Below are 14,345 nucleotides of genomic sequence, written 5' to 3'. Positions count from 1 at the left end.
GCCAGCGCGGCGGCTCACTCCGTGCTGACGATGTCGACCGAAATCTCCACCGCCGGTACGGTCCCCCGGTTCTCGAGCCAATGGAGCGTGTTCCGGTCCTCCGGCCAGCCCGGCCCAGGGCCGTAATCGGTGGCGGTCCCGTCCCGGTGGTCGGTGATTGTCCCCTGCACGATGTACACCGTGCCGGGCCGGCTTTTGTGGTCATGCAGCGGGCCGAAAACGCCGCCCGGTTCCAGGGTCACCATGCGCATGCGAAGCTGGTGCCCCGCCAGCCCCTCGATTTCACCGGCAAGGTCCACTGTTGAGAGCAGCTCCACGGAGACGCCCTTGGTCTCCGGGGCCGTTTGATCGTTGCTCATGCTGCTCCTCCTCGTCAGCCTGTTGCAGAGGAACTTAACACCGGGTGCGAGCTGCCCAACAGCCCCTGGGGCGAAAACTTAGGAAAGACCTGCCAGGGCGCTGTCGCGGTGCCGGAAGACGCCGGCGACGAGCGTGGCGGCCACCGGCATCGCTCCAAACACGTCATCCGGCGCGGTGAGCGGGTCCACGTCCAGCACGGCCAGATCCGCGGGGCTGCCGGGCCGCAGCCGGCCGCTGCCGCGGCTCGAGGCCGCCAGCGCTTCGCTCCGGGTGAGGGCCTGTTCCGGATGCCACGGTTCCCGCCCGTCCGGGCCCGAGCGGGTGGTGGCTGCCGACATCGCCAGCCAGGGGTCCAGCCTGGCGACGGGGGCGTCGGAACCGAGGGCGAGGACGGCGCCGCCGTCCAGCAGCGACCGGAGCGGGAAGGCACGGCCGGTCCGGCCGGCCCAGTTGGCGTCCGCGGTGTCGCGGTCGTCGAGCGCATGGGCCGGCTGCACGCTCGCGGTCAGGCCCAGCGTGCCGAAGCGCGCGAAATCCTCTTGCCGGACGAATTGGGCGTGCTCGATCCGGCCGCTGATACCCGCGGCGGCAAAAGCATCGAGCGCCACCGCATTGGCCGCGTCCCCGATCGCGTGCACCGCGGGCAGGAAATCCGCCGCCGCAGCCTCCTTCAGCAGGGCCAGCAGGTCCTCTTCGCTCACCGTGAGCAGGCCGTGTCCGCCGTGCGGGTAGGGGTCGACGCAGTACGCCGTGCGCGTGTTGAGGGAGCCGTCGATCAGCACCTTGAGCGGCCCGGTCCGCAGCAGGCCCGCACCTCCGGGGAGGGGCAAGCCGGTCGAGAGTCCCTCGCGGCGGGCCCGGTCGAGATCCTGCGAATAGACCCCTGCCTCCACCCGTACCGAGCCGAAGCCGCCTGCGATACGCCGCAGCCACGGGTCCCGGTTCCAGGCCATCTCGAAATCGACGACGCCGACGACGCCCTGTGCGGCGGCCCGCACGCCGGCTTGCCTGACCCAGCCGTCCACGACGTCGTCGGGAAGCCGTCCCAGCTCCCGGGTCAGGGCGAAGGCGGCCTCCTCCCGGAGCAGTCCCGAGCGGTCCAACGGTACGCCGTAGCGGAGCGCGGCCGCGCTGTTCAGCCACACGCAGTGCAGGTCGTGGCTGATCAGGGCCGTCGGATGCCCGCTGGTTGCCTCGTCCAGGAGTTCCACGCTGGGCTCGTCGGGCCAGGTGGCATCCCGGAAGCCGACACCCACGGCGGTCACGGACCTGTCCGCCTGCTCCAGGCCCGAACGGACGAGCCCGGCCGCGGCGGCGGCGGAGGCCGCTCCGGAGAGGTCGATGCGCTGTGTTCCCAGGGCCCACTGCGTCATGTGCACGTGCTCGTCCCACAGTCCCGGGATGACGAACCGGCCCCCGAGATCCACCGCCGCCACGCCCGCGGGACGATCGCTGGCGGCGCCGATGCGGGTGATGAGGCCACCGCTGAGGTGCACGGTGGAGAGCTCTGTGTCGCCGGGCTGGCGCGCAGAGGTGAGCACAAGGTCCGGCCTCGGGCCGCCGGTTGCGATGGGGGGCATGCGATGAGGCTACCGTCAGGCGCGGGCGAGGATCTCCCCGTTGGGGATCAGGAACCACCCGTCGGGCGCCGCCGCCCAGCGCCGCCAGCCGGCTGCGATCCGCTCCAGCGCGGCCCGGTCCGCCAGCTGCCGCTCCAGCGCCTGTTCCGCGAACGCCGAATGCAGCACGCGTTCGCTCCAGACACCCGCCTGCCAGTCACGCTGCTCCGGCGTGGCGTAGAGCCAGTTCGCCGAGGACGGTTCGACGTCTGTGAATCCCGCCGCGAGCGCCCACGAGACCAGCCGCCGGCCGGCGTCGGGTTCTGCGCCGTTGCCGCGGGCCAGCCGCTGGTAGAGGTCCATCCACTCGTCCAGCTCCGCGACCGCCGGGAACCAGCTCATGCCGTGGAAGTCGGCGTCGCGGACGGCGACGATCCCGCCGGGCTTGGCGACCCGGCGCATCTCGCGCAGCGCCTCCACCGGATCCGTCAGGTGCTGCATCACCTGGTGGGCGTGGACGACGTCGAACTCGTCATCGGGGAAGTCGAGATCGTAAATGTTCCCGGTGCGGAAGCTCAGGTTTTCCAGCCCCCGCTCGGCAGCGAGATCGCGCGCCTGGGCGACGACGTCGGCGGAGCGGTCCAGCCCGATGACGGGGCCGGGGGCGACCAGTGCGGCGAAGTCGGCCGTGATGGTTCCCGGGCCGCTGCCGACGTCGAGTACGGAAAGTCCGGGGCGCAGCTGCGGGACGAGGTAGCTCGCGGAACTCGCCGCGGTGCGGGAGGCATGGGCGCGGACCACGCTTTCATGGTGGCCGTGGGTGTAAACGTCTTCAGTGTTCGGCTCCGACATAGGGGGAGCGTACGCCCTGGGCGTAACCGCAGGAACCCACAACGCCGGTTCACCGGGAATCGGCCGGCTCTATCAGTAAGTTGAGTCTGGTCCACTCAACTTTGGCTTGACATCGTCCGGGGTGCGGGTAAAGTTGAGTGCAGAACGCTCAATCCGGCACAGCTGGACGGCGTTGCTGGACAGAGCAAGGATCCCGTTTCCCGGAAAGAAGGAAGCAATATGTCACGTGCAGTAGGTATTGACCTCGGAACCACCAACTCCGTGGTGTCCGTGCTCGAAGGCGGCGAGCCCACCGTCATCGCCAACGCCGAAGGCGGCCGCACCACGCCGTCCGTCGTCGCGTTCTCCAAGACCGGCGAAGTCCTCGTCGGCGAGATCGCCAAGCGCCAGGCGGTCAACAACATCGAGCGCACCATCTCCTCGGTCAAGCGCCACATGGGCACTGACTGGAGCATCGCGATCGATGACAAGAAGTACACCGCGCAGGAAATCTCCGCCCGCATCCTGCAGAAGCTTAAGCACGATGCCGAGAGCTACCTGGGTGAGAAGGTCACGGATGCGGTCATCACCGTTCCGGCCTACTTCAACGACGCCGAGCGCCAGGCCACCAAGGAGGCCGGTGAAATTTCCGGCCTGAACGTGCTGCGCATCGTCAACGAGCCCACCGCCGCCGCACTGGCCTACGGCTTGGACAAGGGCAAGGAAGACGAACTCATCCTGGTCTTCGACCTCGGCGGCGGCACCTTCGACGTGTCCCTGCTCGAAGTCGGCAAGGATGAGGACAACTTCTCCACCATCCAGGTGCGCGCCACCGCCGGCGACAACCGCCTCGGCGGCGACGACTGGGACCAGCGGGTGGTGGACTACCTGCTGCAGCAGACCAAGTCCAAGGGCGTGGACCTGTCCAAGGACCGCATCGCTTTGCAGCGTCTGCGTGAGGCCGCCGAGCAGGCCAAGAAGGAACTCTCCTCGGCTTCCAGCACCAACATCTCCCTGCAGTACCTCTCCGTGACCCCGGACGGTCCGGTTCACCTGGACGAGCACCTCTCCCGTGCGAAGTTCCAGGAACTGACCAAGGACCTGCTGGACCGCACCAAGAAGCCGTTCCACGACGTGATCGCCGAGGCAGGCATCAAGGTCTCCGACATCGACCACATCGTGCTCGTCGGCGGCTCGACCCGTATGCCTGCCGTCTCCGAGCTGGTGAAGGAACTGGCCGGCGGCAAGGAGCCCAACAAGGGCGTGAACCCGGACGAGGTCGTCGCCGTCGGCGCCGCACTGCAGGCCGGCGTGCTGAAGGGCGAGCGCAAGGACGTCCTGCTCATCGACGTCACCCCGCTGTCGCTGGGCATCGAGACCAAGGGCGGCGTGATGACCAAGCTCATCGAGCGCAACACCGCCATCCCCACCAAGCGGTCCGAGACCTTCACCACGGCGGATGACAACCAGCCGTCCGTGGCCATCCAGGTCTTCCAGGGCGAGCGCGAGTTCACCCGGGACAACAAGCCGCTGGGCACGTTCGAGCTGACGGGCATCGCCCCGGCCCCGCGCGGCGTCCCCCAGGTGGAGGTGACCTTCGACATCGACGCCAACGGCATCGTGCACGTCTCCGCGAAGGATAAGGGCACCGGCACCGAGCAGTCGATGACCATCACCGGCGGCACCGCCCTCTCCAAGGAGGACATTGACCGGATGGTGCGCGAGGCCGAGGAGCACGCCTCTGAGGACAAGGCACGCCGCGAGGCCGCCGACACCCGCAACTCCGCCGAGCAGCTCGCCTACAACGTCGGCAAGCTGCTGGCAGACAACGACGAGAAGCTGCCGGAGGAAGTCAAGACCGAGGTCAAGGCCGACGTCGACGCCCTCAAGTCCGCCCTCGAGGGAACCGACGACGCCGCGGTGAAGACCGCCTTCGAGAAGCTGCAGACGTCCCAGCAGAAGCTCGGCGAGGCCATCTACGCCCAGTCCCAGTCCGGTGCCGAGGGCGCCGCCCCCGGTGCGGCCGGCGAGCAGGCAGCGTCCGGTGCGCCGGAGGAAGACATCGTCGACGCCGAAATCGTTGACGAAGACGAGCCGAAGAAGTAGCAGCCATGGCCAACGAAGACGAATCCCAGTCCGAGCCCCGGAACGGCGAGCCGATCATCCGGGACAAGCGCAAGGTGGATCCGACGACCGGGCAGGCACGGCACGAGCAGGAGCAGCCGGCGGCCGCCGAGGGCGGGGAGGCCAACACCTCCTCGCCCGAGGGCGACGCGCTCTCCCAGGCGGAGGAAATCCTGAACAACGCGGAGGTCCCCGTTCCGGAAGCGGCAACTGCCGAGGCTTCCACCAGCGAGGCGGCCGAGTTGAAGAACGACCTGCTCCGCCTTCACGCGGAGTACGTCAACTACCGCAAGCGCGTTGAACGCGACCGAGCGGTGGCGGGCGAAATGGCCGTCATCGGCGTGGTGAACTCGCTGCTGCCGGTGCTGGACGACATCGACGCGGCCCGCCAGCACGGCGACCTCACCGAGGGTCCGTTCGCGGCCATCGCCACCAAGCTCGAGAATGCGTTGAAGACCTACGGGCTGACGCGCATTGACGAGACCGGAGTCGAGTTCGACCCGACGATCCACGAGGCGCTCATCCAGCAGCCCAGCAGCGACGTCGAGGTTGACTCGGTCAGCCAGATCCTGCGCGCCGGCTACAAGTCCGGCAGCAGGGTGCTGCGCGCGGCGCAGGTGATCGTCGCCGTCCCCGAATAGGCGACACCGCTCAGCACCCCGCCCGGCGGCGGGGTGCTGAGCCCGTTCCGGCAATAAACTTCGTAGAAAGGAGGCGTTATGGCAAGTCAGGACTGGATCGACAAGGACTTCTACAAGATCCTTGGGGTGTCCAAGGACGCATCGGAAGCGGACATCAAGAAGGCCTACCGGAAGCTGGCGCGCAAGTACCACCCGGACCAGAACCAGAATGACGCCTCCGCCGAAAAGGCGTTCAAGGAAATCACCGAAGCCTATTCGGTGCTCTCGGACCACGAAGAACGCCAGCAGTACGACGCCATCAAGGCCATGGGCGGGGGAGCCCGCTTCAGCGCGGGCGGCGCCGGTGCTCCCGGCGGCCAGGCCGGCTTCGAGGACCTCTTCGGCGGCCTGTTCAACGGCGGCCGCGGCCGGCACTCCGGCGGCTTCAGCACTGCCGGCGGCATCCCGCCCGAATTTGCCGACCTGTTCGGCGGCGGGGGCGGTTTCGGCGGGTACCAGCCGCCGCCCCAGAAGGGCGCGGACCGCACCGCGACCACGACCATTTCCTTCGCGGGCTCGATCAACGGGACGTCGGTGAACCTGCGCGAGCCGTCGACCGGCAACGTAATTGAGGTCCGCATCCCGGCCGGCATCAAGGACGGACAGAAAGTCCGCATGCGAGGCAAAGGCCAGCCGGGGCCCGCCGGTGCGGGGGACCTGATGGTCACGGTCCACGTCCGGCCGCACGACTTCTTCACCCGCGACGGCGAGAACATCCGGGTCCACGTTCCGGTCACCTTCCCTGAGGCCGCCCTGGGCGCAGACATCCAGGTCCCCACGCTCAGCGGCGACTCCGTCAAAGTGCGGGTCCCCGCGGGAACCCCGTCCGGGCGCACGCTGCGCGTCAAGGGCAGGGGCGTGACGACGAGCAAGGGTTCCGGAGACCTGCTGGTGACCATCGACGTCGTCGTGCCGCAGAAGCTCACGGGCAAGGCCGAGGAAGCCGTCCGTGCCTTTGCCGAGGCGACCGCCCACGAGGACCCCCGCGCCCAGCTGGCCGCCAAGGCCAGGCTCTAGCCCGCACCCGGGCCGCCCGACCCACGTGAAAGGAGACGCCATGGCGCTGGACGCCAACGCACCACTCTTCGTGATCTCCGTCGCGGCGGAGCTGGCGGAGATGCACCCGCAGACCTTGCGCCAGTATGACCGCCTCGGACTGGTCTCACCCAGCCGCGCGCCGGGCCGGTCCCGCCGCTATTCACAGCGGGACGTGGACATGCTGCGCGAGGTCCAGCGGCTGTCCCAGGAAGGCGTTTCGCTCGAAGGGATCAAGCGGATCCTCGAACTGGAGAACCAGGTGGATGCGCTGCGGTCCCGGGTCCGGGAGCTGGGCGAGGAAGTGGTGGCGCTGCGGGCCCAGCAGGCCGCCCAGCGCGGGGACAGCCGGGTGTTCGCCGCGGGTCTGGCCGGCGACGTGGTCTCGCTCGCCCGGGGCCAGCGTCCGCGCCCGCGCTCGCAGGCCCTCATGATTTGGAAGCCTTAGGCGCGTCCTGCTCCGCGGGGTGATGCACCGCCGCCGTGCTGCGCCGGCCGAGCTCAAGTCCCGCCGCGATGCGGGCGGCGAGGGCCGGTCCCACCCCGTCGACCTCCTGGAGCTGTGCGGCGGTGGCCGCAGCGAACCCGCGCACCCCGCCCACATGCCGCAGCAGGCGGTCGGCCAGCTCCAGGCTGCCCACACCCTGGGTGCCCGAGCCGATCACCACCGCGAGGACCTCCGCGTGGCGCAGCCGGCGCGGGCCCAGGGCAAAGAGACGCTCGCGGGGCCGCTGCTCGGGAGGCAGGTCGGAGATGACGGGAAAGGAAGTCATGCCTCACGCTAGGCCTGCTGCCGTGGCCACCGTCCCCGCTGCCGCTGCTATGTGGACACCCTGCAGCGGCCGGGGGTTGGGGAGGGGAACTGTCAGTACCCGCCGGTGCTGCTGCCCGCCGTCGAGGTGACCTTTTCGCCCGCCGGATTCAGCAGCCACCAGACGTTGCCGACCGCCTGGCCCTTCACATCGCCGGCGCTCTTGTCCTGGGCGAAGGTGTAGACGGGCAACCCGTTGACCGTGAGCTGCTTACCTCCGGAGGCGGCAGGGATGACCCCTACCTTGCCGGTGACGCCGGAAACGGACGGCGTGGCAGACGTCGTCAGGACCGCCGGCCACGCTGCGGCGCAGCTTCCGCTGCAGCTGCTCTTCCCGGAGTCCTTGGTGTCCTTGTCGAAGACATAGACGCTCATCCCCTTTCCATCGACGATGATCTGCCCCAACGAGGAGGACGCGGTTTTGAGGTCAGGCCCGGCTGCGGCACCGGGGGAAGCCATGCCCGACGAGGCGGTGCCCGACGAGGCACCGGAATTGGAGGAGGGTGCCGCGCCCTGGGCGCAGCCGCTGAGCAGGAAAGCCCCGGCGGCCAGCGCCACCAGGCCGGAGCGGAAGAACGTTTGCATGATGGGTGCTCCACTTCTGAGGTTGTCATCGCGCCTGGGGCGTGCAACGGCTTACGGCCGTCATACACAACGACGCCTTCGGGCCGCACAATGGTTCAACGGCTGAGCGATTGAACCGTAGGCCGCCCGGCGTCGTCATCCCGGGTAGAGGCAGACAGGAGCGTGCGATGGGGCACCAGGAGAGAGCCGGGGAGGCGGGCGGCCGTGCCGCTGGATGACGAGGCGGTGGCCCGGATCTACCATGAGCACGCCGTGGCCTTGCGCCGGTTCGTCATCGGGGCGACAGGCAATGCCGCCACGGCGGAGGACGTGGTGCAGGAGACCATTCTGAGGGTCTGGCGGCAGGCCCCGGTGATCAAGACCAGTCTTCGCGGCTACCTCTTCCGCACCGCCCGCAACATCATGGTGGATGCGCAGCGGGCCCAGGCGCGAAGGCCGCGCGAGAGCCCGGGCGAGGACCTAGAGCTCGTCCCGGCGGCCGCCTCCCGCATCGACGAAATGCTGAACCGGGTCTTGATGGAGGAGGCGCTCGCCCGGCTCAGCCCGGAGCACCGCGACGTCGTCGTCGCGCTGCACTACCGGGGGCTGACCACGACGGAGGCGGCGCTTGCGCTGCGGATTCCGCCGGGCACGGTGAAATCCCGTGCCTTCTACGCCGTCCGGTCACTGAAGGAAATCCTCTTGGAGATGGGAGTCGACACGTGAGCGAGGGACAGGGCGGCACGGTGCCGGACGCGGGCGGCCCGCGGGATCACCCGCATGAACTGCTCGGCGCCTACCTGCTGGGCGGTCTCCCGGCGGCCGAGCGTGCGGAGTTCGAAAGCCACCTGGACGGCTGCACCGGCTGCGCCGCGGAACTGGCCCGGCTGTCCGGCCTGACAACGTTGCTCGACGCCGTCGAGCCCGCCGACGCTGTGGCGCTGACGTTCCCCCCGGCGGCCGTGCCCGCAGGAAATCCCACGCAGCTGCTCACGGAGTTGGGCCGGCGGCGGCGGCGCAGCAGGCTGCGGGCAGGCGGCCTTGCGGCCGCGCTCGCGGCGGCCTGCCTGGCGCTCGGCGTGTACCTGCAGCCGGTGCTCGTACCGGCGCCGCGGCCGGATGAGAGTTACTCGGTGGCCGACTCAACCGGATTGCGCGTGGACCTCGGGCTGGTGCACAAAGCGTGGGGGACGGAGCTGACCCTGCAGGCCGCGCAGCTGCCGCACGAGGGGGCGCTGTCGCTGTGGGTGACCGACAGGGCAGGGCACACCGAACGGGTATGCAGCTGGGGCGCGACGCCGGCAGGCCGGGCGAAGATCACCACCGCCACGGCATTGCCCGTGCCGCAGATCGCCAACGTGGCCGTCCGTGACGCAGCGCAGCGGCAGGTCGCCCTCATCACCATGCCGGCGGGAAGCTGAGGGCCGGCCCGGCTGCCGGGCCCCGCGGCTGGTCGTTCCGGCTGATCAGCGTCGGCGGTAGGCCAGGTCGCGGATCTGCCGGCTGGCCCGGTGGGCCTTGTTCTCGAAGCTCGTCAGGGTGCGGCCCTCAAAACGGGGTGCCCAGCCGCCGAGCGGGTCCTCGGCCGTTGCTCCCTCGCCCGGGTGGAGGTTCTCGAAGCTGGCGCTGGCCTCGGCCACCTCCCGCATCTGCTCGGCGTAATGCTCCCAGTCGGTGGCCAGCCGCCACACGCCGCCCGGCCGCAGGGCCGCCGCTACCTGCTCGGCGAAGAGCGGAGTCACCAGCCGCCGCTTCACATGGCGGGCCTTGTGCCAGGGATCCGGGAAGAACACCCAGACCTCGGAGAGCGAGCCCGGCACGATCATGCTGGTCAGCACCTCGGGTGCGTTGGCCTGCACCACACGGACGTTCCGCAGCCCGCGCTGGCCCAGCTTGAGCAGGGTTTGCGCCAGGCCCGGGCGGTAGACCTCGACCGCGAGGAAATCGGTGCCGGGGTTCTCTTGGGCGGCATGCACCACGGCCTCGCCGAGACCGGAGCCGATTTCGAGGACCAGGGGCGCCTGCCGTCCGAACACGGACTCCGCGTCGAACCGGAATGCCGGGTCCACCGACGTGTCGGAAACCTTGCGCGGAACCTGGATCACCAGGTCCTGGTGTTCGTCCCAGGCCTGCTGCCGCCGGCCCTGCAAACGGGTGCCCCGGCGGACGAAAGAGACGGGCTGGACCCGGTACGGCCCGGCGTCGTCGGGCTGCGGCTGGCTGGTTTCGGAAAGGATGTTCATCGCGGTCAAGGATAGCCGTCCCCGGGCCCGGAGCGGGCCCGACGGCGCTTCCCTCGGCATCCGGGGCCGATCGGCCAACAAGCCCGCATCCGGCCAGCAGGACGGGGCAAGGAAAAAGGTAACGGCGCGGAGCTGCGATAAAATCGACGTCTGTGTCCACAACCTCCGCCGGCAGGCTTCCCCAAACCGCATCGAGCGAACGTTCCCGGCGGGATGCGGCGGACGGGTTCCGCCCCGAAATCCAGGGGCTGCGGACGATTGCTGTGCTCGCCGTCGTGCTCTACCATTTCTGGCCCGGTCGCCTCAGCGGTGGCTACATCGGCGTGGACGTCTTCTTCGTTATCTCGGGGTATCTGATCACCTCGCACATCTATCGCGAGATACAGACCCGTTCCACCCTGGCGCTGGGCCGGTTCTGGGCGAGGCGGGTGCGGCGGCTCCTCCCCGCCTCCTTCTTCGTGCTCCTGGTGTCCATGGCGGCCGTCTTCCTGTGGGTTCCCGCTACGGTCTGGGAAGTGACTGCCCGCCAGTTGGCGGCGAGCGCCCTGTACGTCCAGAACTGGGCACTTGCCACCGACTCAGTCGATTATTCCGCGCAGCACAACGACGCCTCGGTGGTCCAGCATTACTGGTCGCTGTCAGTGGAGGAGCAGTTCTATTTCGTTTGGCCGCTTCTGGTGCTCGCGCTGCTGTTCGTCGCGCGTGTGCTTCGTCGGCGCGGGGTCGGTGCAGCCGCGTGGACCACGACCAGGGGCGCGATGATCGCGGGTCTCGCTGTTGTCGGGGCGGTTTCCCTCGCCTGCTCGATCGTCATCACGGCCCAAATGCCGTCGGTGGCGTACTTTGTCACCCAGACCCGGGTGTGGGAGTTCGCTGCCGGGGCCTTGGTCGCCCTGGTATTCCTGGATCGCCGGTTCCCGGGTGTGCCGGCCACGGCCGGCGCTTGGCTCGGTGTTGCGTTGATCGCCGGTTCCGCGGTCTTCTTCACCGCCGCGACGCCGTTTCCCGGCTGGACCGCTCTGCTCCCGGTTGCCGGCACCGCGCTTGTGCTGGCCTTTGCCGGCAACCGGTCCGTGTTCGGTCCCCGCTGGTGGCTGTCCTTGCGGCCAATGACCTTTGTCGGCGGCATTTCCTACGGGCTGTACCTCTGGCACTGGCCCCTCCTGATCGTCACGCCTTACGTCCTGGGCCGCGCCCCCGGCTTCATCGACAAGTCCATGCTGCTGGCCGCGGCCATCCTGCTGTCCTGGTTGACGAAGCTCGCCATCGAGGACCCGCTGCGCAAGGGCCGCCTGCTCGGGACGCCGGCGCGGGCCTTCTCCTTCGCTGCTGCCGGCATGGCGGTGGTGGTGGCCCTCTCCTACGCCCTGACGGTTCAGGCCTACGCGGCTCCTCCCGTGGATGCGGCCGCCCTGCACAACCCCTGCTATGGTCCCGGTTCGCTCGACCGCGCCCGCAGCTGCGGGCCGGTGGTCGGTACGCAGGCTCCGAACCCGGCACCGGCCCTTGTGTCGCGGGAGAATACGGACCCGCTGCATCCTGGCTGCCAGGGAAACATTGGGGGTACCGAGCTGGTGTCCTGTGACCTCGGTGTCGATGCCGCCCATGCCCGGACGACCGTCGCCATCGTGGGGGATTCGCATGCAACCGCATGGTTGCCTGCCATCGAGGCCTTGGCCGCCCAGAAAAGATGGCATATCAAGACCTTCACTAAAGCCTCCTGCCCGGCGACCGCTGCCCTCCGGGTGCTGCCTTCGGAGAAGACCGACGCGAACATGAACGACTGCTCGACGTGGGTCAAGGAAGTGAGCAGCGCACTGGCAGCTGACAAGTCGATTACGACCGTCTTCACGGCAGCCTTTTCCACGGCTTACAGTTACCGGGCGCCGGCGGATTCCCCAATGGGGACCCCGGCCGTCCAAGGCTATGAGAAGACCTGGCAGGACTGGCTGGCCGCCGGCAAGCGCGTGGTGGCTTTCGAGGACGTCCCGCGCACCAACGGCCAGTATGTGCCTACCTGCCTCGCCAGCCATCCAGGCGACCCGCTCGCCTGCGCCAATCCGGTCGCCGCCGCGTTCCCTTCAGCGACGATGGCAATCACGCATGCTGCTGAAGCTTTCCATGCCCCCGGATTCGAGCACGTCAGGCTGCGCGCGCAGTTCTGCGACGCGAAGCTTTGCTACCCGCAGGTCGGGTCGGTCATCGTCTACCGCGACTACTCGCATATCAGCGCCGAATACTCGCGTGCCCTTGCTCCCTACGTCTCCGCGCAGTTGCATTAGAGCACCCTCCCGGTTGGGCTCAGGCATGCCCCTGGACGGTTGCGCTCCGGGCCCGGTGCGGCCCCGGGGCGGGCCTGGACGCCGTCAACTGCTAGACTGGAAGGACCTGCTGCCCGTTGATGGTGCAGCCTGCGTCGATGAACGCATCCTGAAGGGTCCCGCTGACAGCGCGACGTATGTCCGCGAAACGGTTGACCGTCCTGATCATTTCTTCGGCGAACCCCGCGCAAACCTGCGCCGGGGCCACTGACCGAAAGTACCTTTCTTTCACCATGACGACATTTGCTGCCCTGGGTGTGCCCAAGGCTCTCTCTTCCTCGCTTGCCGCCCAAGGCATCGAGACCCCGTTCCCGATCCAGGTCAAGACCCTGCCGGACACGCTTGCCGGCCGCGACGTGCTCGGCCGGGGCCGCACCGGCTCGGGCAAGACCATCGCCTTCGCCCTCCCGCTCGTGGCCCGGCTGGCCGAACGCGAAGCGGCCTACCGGCGACGTCCCGGACGCCCGCTCGGCCTCGTGCTGGCGCCGACCCGCGAACTGGCCAACCAGATCAACAAGACGATCGAGCCGCTCGCCGCGGAACTGGGGCTGAACACCACCGTGATCTACGGCGGGGTGTCCCAGTCGCGCCAGGAAAAGGCTCTGAAGGCCGGCGTGGACATCGTCATCGCCTGCCCCGGCCGGCTGGAGGACCTGATGAAGCAGAAGCTCATCAGCCTCGATGCAGTGGAAATTACCGTCCTTGACGAGGCGGACCACATGGCGGACCTGGGCTTCCTGCCCGGCGTGAAGCGCATCATGGACACCACCCCGGCCGACGGTCAGCGGATGCTCTTCTCCGCCACGCTGGACAACGGCGTGGACAAGCTGGTGCACCGCTACCTCTCCAATCAGGTCACCCATTCGGTGGATGACCCGCAGGCAGCCGTGACCACCATGGAACACCACGTCCTGGTGGTGCAGGGCCAGTCCGAGAAGAAGGAGCTGATCAAGCAGCTCGCCTCCGGCACGGGCCGCCGGGTGATGTTCATGCGCACCAAGCACCACGCCCGCAAGATGGCCAAGGTGCTGACCGACGCCGGCATCCCGGCCGTTGACCTGCACGGAAACCTGTCCCAGAACGCCCGCGACCGCAACCTGGCGGAATTCGCCGCCGGTGAGGTCCGTGTGCTGGTCGCCACCGACGTCGCGGCGCGCGGCGTCCACGTCGACGACGTCGAACTCGTGGTGCACATCGATCCGCCCACGGAGCACAAGGCCTACCTGCACCGTTCCGGCCGGACGGCGCGCGCCGGGTCGGACGGCACTGTTGTCACCGTGACCCTGCCGGAACAGCGCCTCGAAGTGGGCAAGCTGATGAAGGCCGCCGGCGTCGACGTTGCCTTTGAGACGGTCACGCCGACGTCGCCCCTGGTGGCGAAGCTGGTCGGCGAGGTTGCCGCGAAGGTTGATCCGCAGGTGCGCGCTGCCGCAATGGCAGCCAAGCTGCCGCAGAACGGCGGCGGCAAGTCCACCGGCGCCAACGCGCAGCGAAAGCGCAGTCGCCGGGGAGGTTCCGGCGCCGCCGCAGGCTCCGCGCGGAACGCTGCGGGTGCCGGACACCGCCAGGGCTCGGCCGAGAGCAAGCGCGGCGCCGTTGCGCAGCCCTCTGCCCAGGGACGCAGCCGCCGTCCGGCCACCGGGCAGCGTGCCGCCGCCGGCGGCGCTGCTCGCACGTCGTCCGGTGCTCCCCGCTCGGTCTACAGCACCAGCACCGGCAGCCACGGCGGTTCCGCCGCCGGCGCGTCGCGTCCGGCCCGGGCCGGACAGCGCCGGGCCTCGGCTCCGGCGAGCAACACCCGCCGGGCCCGCTGACGG

At 69.1% G+C, this 14,345-nt stretch carries 15 protein-coding genes; 8 read left to right on the top strand and 7 right to left on the bottom strand.

The window, feature by feature from the left end:
* Positions 1-14: 14 nt before the first annotated feature.
* The 3 genes from KIH31_RS02215 to KIH31_RS02205 all read right to left on the bottom strand — a co-directional run bounded on the left by KIH31_RS02215 (position 15) and on the right by KIH31_RS02205 (position 2,771).
* The gene (locus tag KIH31_RS02215; RefSeq protein ID WP_214425414.1) at positions 15-359 is read right to left on the bottom strand and encodes a cupin domain-containing protein; all 345 of its coding nucleotides are present in this window, start codon (positions 357-359) and stop codon (positions 15-17) included.
* 78 nt (positions 360-437) lie between these two features.
* A complete protein-coding gene (locus KIH31_RS02210; RefSeq protein ID WP_214425413.1) occupies positions 438-1,940 on the bottom strand; it encodes an amidohydrolase in 1,503 nt (500 codons plus the stop codon).
* A gap of 15 nt (positions 1,941-1,955) precedes the next feature.
* Complete coding sequence (locus KIH31_RS02205; protein WP_214425412.1) at positions 1,956-2,771, bottom strand: class I SAM-dependent methyltransferase; 816 nt, start codon at positions 2,769-2,771, stop codon at positions 1,956-1,958.
* 219 nt (positions 2,772-2,990) lie between these two features.
* Here KIH31_RS02205 and dnaK point away from each other — a divergent pair, with 219 nt between their 5' ends.
* The 4 genes from dnaK (at position 2,991) to KIH31_RS02185 (ending at position 7,037) form a co-directional block, all read left to right on the top strand.
* Positions 2,991-4,856 carry a molecular chaperone DnaK gene (gene dnaK / locus KIH31_RS02200; RefSeq protein WP_214425411.1) on the top strand — a complete coding sequence of 622 codons (1,866 nt, stop codon included), beginning with the start codon at positions 2,991-2,993 and terminating at the stop codon, positions 4,854-4,856.
* 5 nt (positions 4,857-4,861) lie between these two features.
* Entirely contained in the window at positions 4,862-5,515 is a 654-nt protein-coding gene (locus KIH31_RS02195) for a nucleotide exchange factor GrpE (protein ID WP_214425410.1), read from the top strand.
* 78 nt (positions 5,516-5,593) lie between these two features.
* On the top strand, positions 5,594-6,571 hold the full coding sequence (locus KIH31_RS02190; RefSeq protein WP_214425409.1) for a DnaJ C-terminal domain-containing protein: 978 nt from the start codon (positions 5,594-5,596) through the stop codon (positions 6,569-6,571).
* A 40-nt stretch (positions 6,572-6,611) separates the two neighbouring features.
* Positions 6,612-7,037, top strand: coding sequence for a heat shock protein transcriptional repressor HspR (locus tag KIH31_RS02185; RefSeq protein WP_214425408.1), 426 nt, complete (start codon positions 6,612-6,614; stop codon positions 7,035-7,037).
* Here KIH31_RS02185 and KIH31_RS02180 read toward each other — a convergent pair.
* Both KIH31_RS02180 and KIH31_RS02175 read right to left on the bottom strand, forming a co-directional pair.
* A complete protein-coding gene (locus tag KIH31_RS02180) occupies positions 7,018-7,362 on the bottom strand; it encodes a UPF0758 domain-containing protein (protein WP_214425407.1) in 345 nt (114 codons plus the stop codon). The genes KIH31_RS02185 and KIH31_RS02180 overlap by 20 nt on opposite strands.
* A 92-nt stretch (positions 7,363-7,454) precedes the next feature.
* On the bottom strand, positions 7,455-7,985 hold the full coding sequence (locus KIH31_RS02175) for a hypothetical protein (protein ID WP_214425406.1): 531 nt from the start codon (positions 7,983-7,985) through the stop codon (positions 7,455-7,457).
* Between the two features lie 204 nt (positions 7,986-8,189).
* Between KIH31_RS02175 and KIH31_RS02170 the strand changes: the two genes are divergently transcribed.
* Entirely contained in the window at positions 8,190-8,690 is a 501-nt protein-coding gene (locus KIH31_RS02170) for a sigma-70 family RNA polymerase sigma factor (protein ID WP_214425405.1), read from the top strand.
* On the top strand, positions 8,687-9,385 hold the full coding sequence (locus KIH31_RS02165; protein ID WP_307857503.1) for a zf-HC2 domain-containing protein: 699 nt from the start codon (positions 8,687-8,689) through the stop codon (positions 9,383-9,385). The genes KIH31_RS02170 and KIH31_RS02165 overlap by 4 nt, the downstream gene beginning before the upstream one ends.
* 45 nt (positions 9,386-9,430) lie before the next feature.
* Here KIH31_RS02165 and trmB read toward each other — a convergent pair whose 3' ends face one another.
* On the bottom strand, positions 9,431-10,207 hold the full coding sequence (gene trmB, locus KIH31_RS02160; protein ID WP_214425404.1) for a tRNA (guanosine(46)-N7)-methyltransferase TrmB: 777 nt from the start codon (positions 10,205-10,207) through the stop codon (positions 9,431-9,433).
* A 152-nt stretch (positions 10,208-10,359) separates the two neighbouring features.
* Between trmB and KIH31_RS18370 the strand changes: the two genes are divergently transcribed.
* A complete protein-coding gene (locus KIH31_RS18370; RefSeq protein ID WP_214425403.1) occupies positions 10,360-12,489 on the top strand; it encodes an acyltransferase family protein in 2,130 nt (709 codons plus the stop codon).
* Between the two features lie 91 nt (positions 12,490-12,580).
* Here KIH31_RS18370 and KIH31_RS02150 read toward each other — a convergent pair whose 3' ends face one another.
* A complete protein-coding gene (locus KIH31_RS02150) occupies positions 12,581-12,736 on the bottom strand; it encodes a hypothetical protein (RefSeq protein ID WP_214425402.1) in 156 nt (51 codons plus the stop codon).
* Positions 12,737-12,761: 25 nt separating this feature from the next.
* Here KIH31_RS02150 and KIH31_RS02145 point away from each other — a divergent pair, with 25 nt between their 5' ends.
* Positions 12,762-14,342, top strand: a complete 1,581-nt coding sequence (locus KIH31_RS02145) for a DEAD/DEAH box helicase (protein WP_214425401.1) — start codon at positions 12,762-12,764, stop codon at positions 14,340-14,342.
* Positions 14,343-14,345 lie beyond the last annotated feature (3 nt).

The organism is Paenarthrobacter sp. DKR-5, assembly GCF_018531425.1.
Lineage (GTDB): Bacteria > Actinomycetota > Actinomycetes > Actinomycetales > Micrococcaceae > DKR-5.
Note: the sequence above shows the minus strand (reverse complement) of the source record. Positions and strands in the feature narration are given on the sequence as shown.

Excerpts from the sequence above, each read along its gene's own strand:
- KIH31_RS02215 (WP_214425414.1), bottom strand. The coding sequence starts at position 359 with ATGAGCAACGATCAAACGGCCCCGGAGACCAAGGGCGTCTCCGTGGAG.
- KIH31_RS02210 (WP_214425413.1), bottom strand. The coding sequence starts at position 1,940 with ATGCCCCCCATCGCAACCGGCGGCCCGAGGCCGGACCTTGTGCTCACC.
- KIH31_RS02205 (WP_214425412.1), bottom strand. The coding sequence starts at position 2,771 with ATGTCGGAGCCGAACACTGAAGACGTTTACACCCACGGCCACCATGAA.
- dnaK (WP_214425411.1), top strand. The coding sequence starts at position 2,991 with ATGTCACGTGCAGTAGGTATTGACCTCGGAACCACCAACTCCGTGGTG.
- KIH31_RS02195 (WP_214425410.1), top strand. The coding sequence starts at position 4,862 with ATGGCCAACGAAGACGAATCCCAGTCCGAGCCCCGGAACGGCGAGCCG.
- KIH31_RS02190 (WP_214425409.1), top strand. The coding sequence starts at position 5,594 with ATGGCAAGTCAGGACTGGATCGACAAGGACTTCTACAAGATCCTTGGG.
- KIH31_RS02185 (WP_214425408.1), top strand. The coding sequence starts at position 6,612 with ATGGCGCTGGACGCCAACGCACCACTCTTCGTGATCTCCGTCGCGGCG.
- KIH31_RS02180 (WP_214425407.1), bottom strand. The coding sequence starts at position 7,362 with ATGACTTCCTTTCCCGTCATCTCCGACCTGCCTCCCGAGCAGCGGCCC.
- KIH31_RS02175 (WP_214425406.1), bottom strand. The coding sequence starts at position 7,985 with ATGCAAACGTTCTTCCGCTCCGGCCTGGTGGCGCTGGCCGCCGGGGCT.
- trmB (WP_214425404.1), bottom strand. The coding sequence starts at position 10,207 with ATGAACATCCTTTCCGAAACCAGCCAGCCGCAGCCCGACGACGCCGGG.
- KIH31_RS02145 (WP_214425401.1), top strand. The coding sequence starts at position 12,762 with ATGACGACATTTGCTGCCCTGGGTGTGCCCAAGGCTCTCTCTTCCTCG.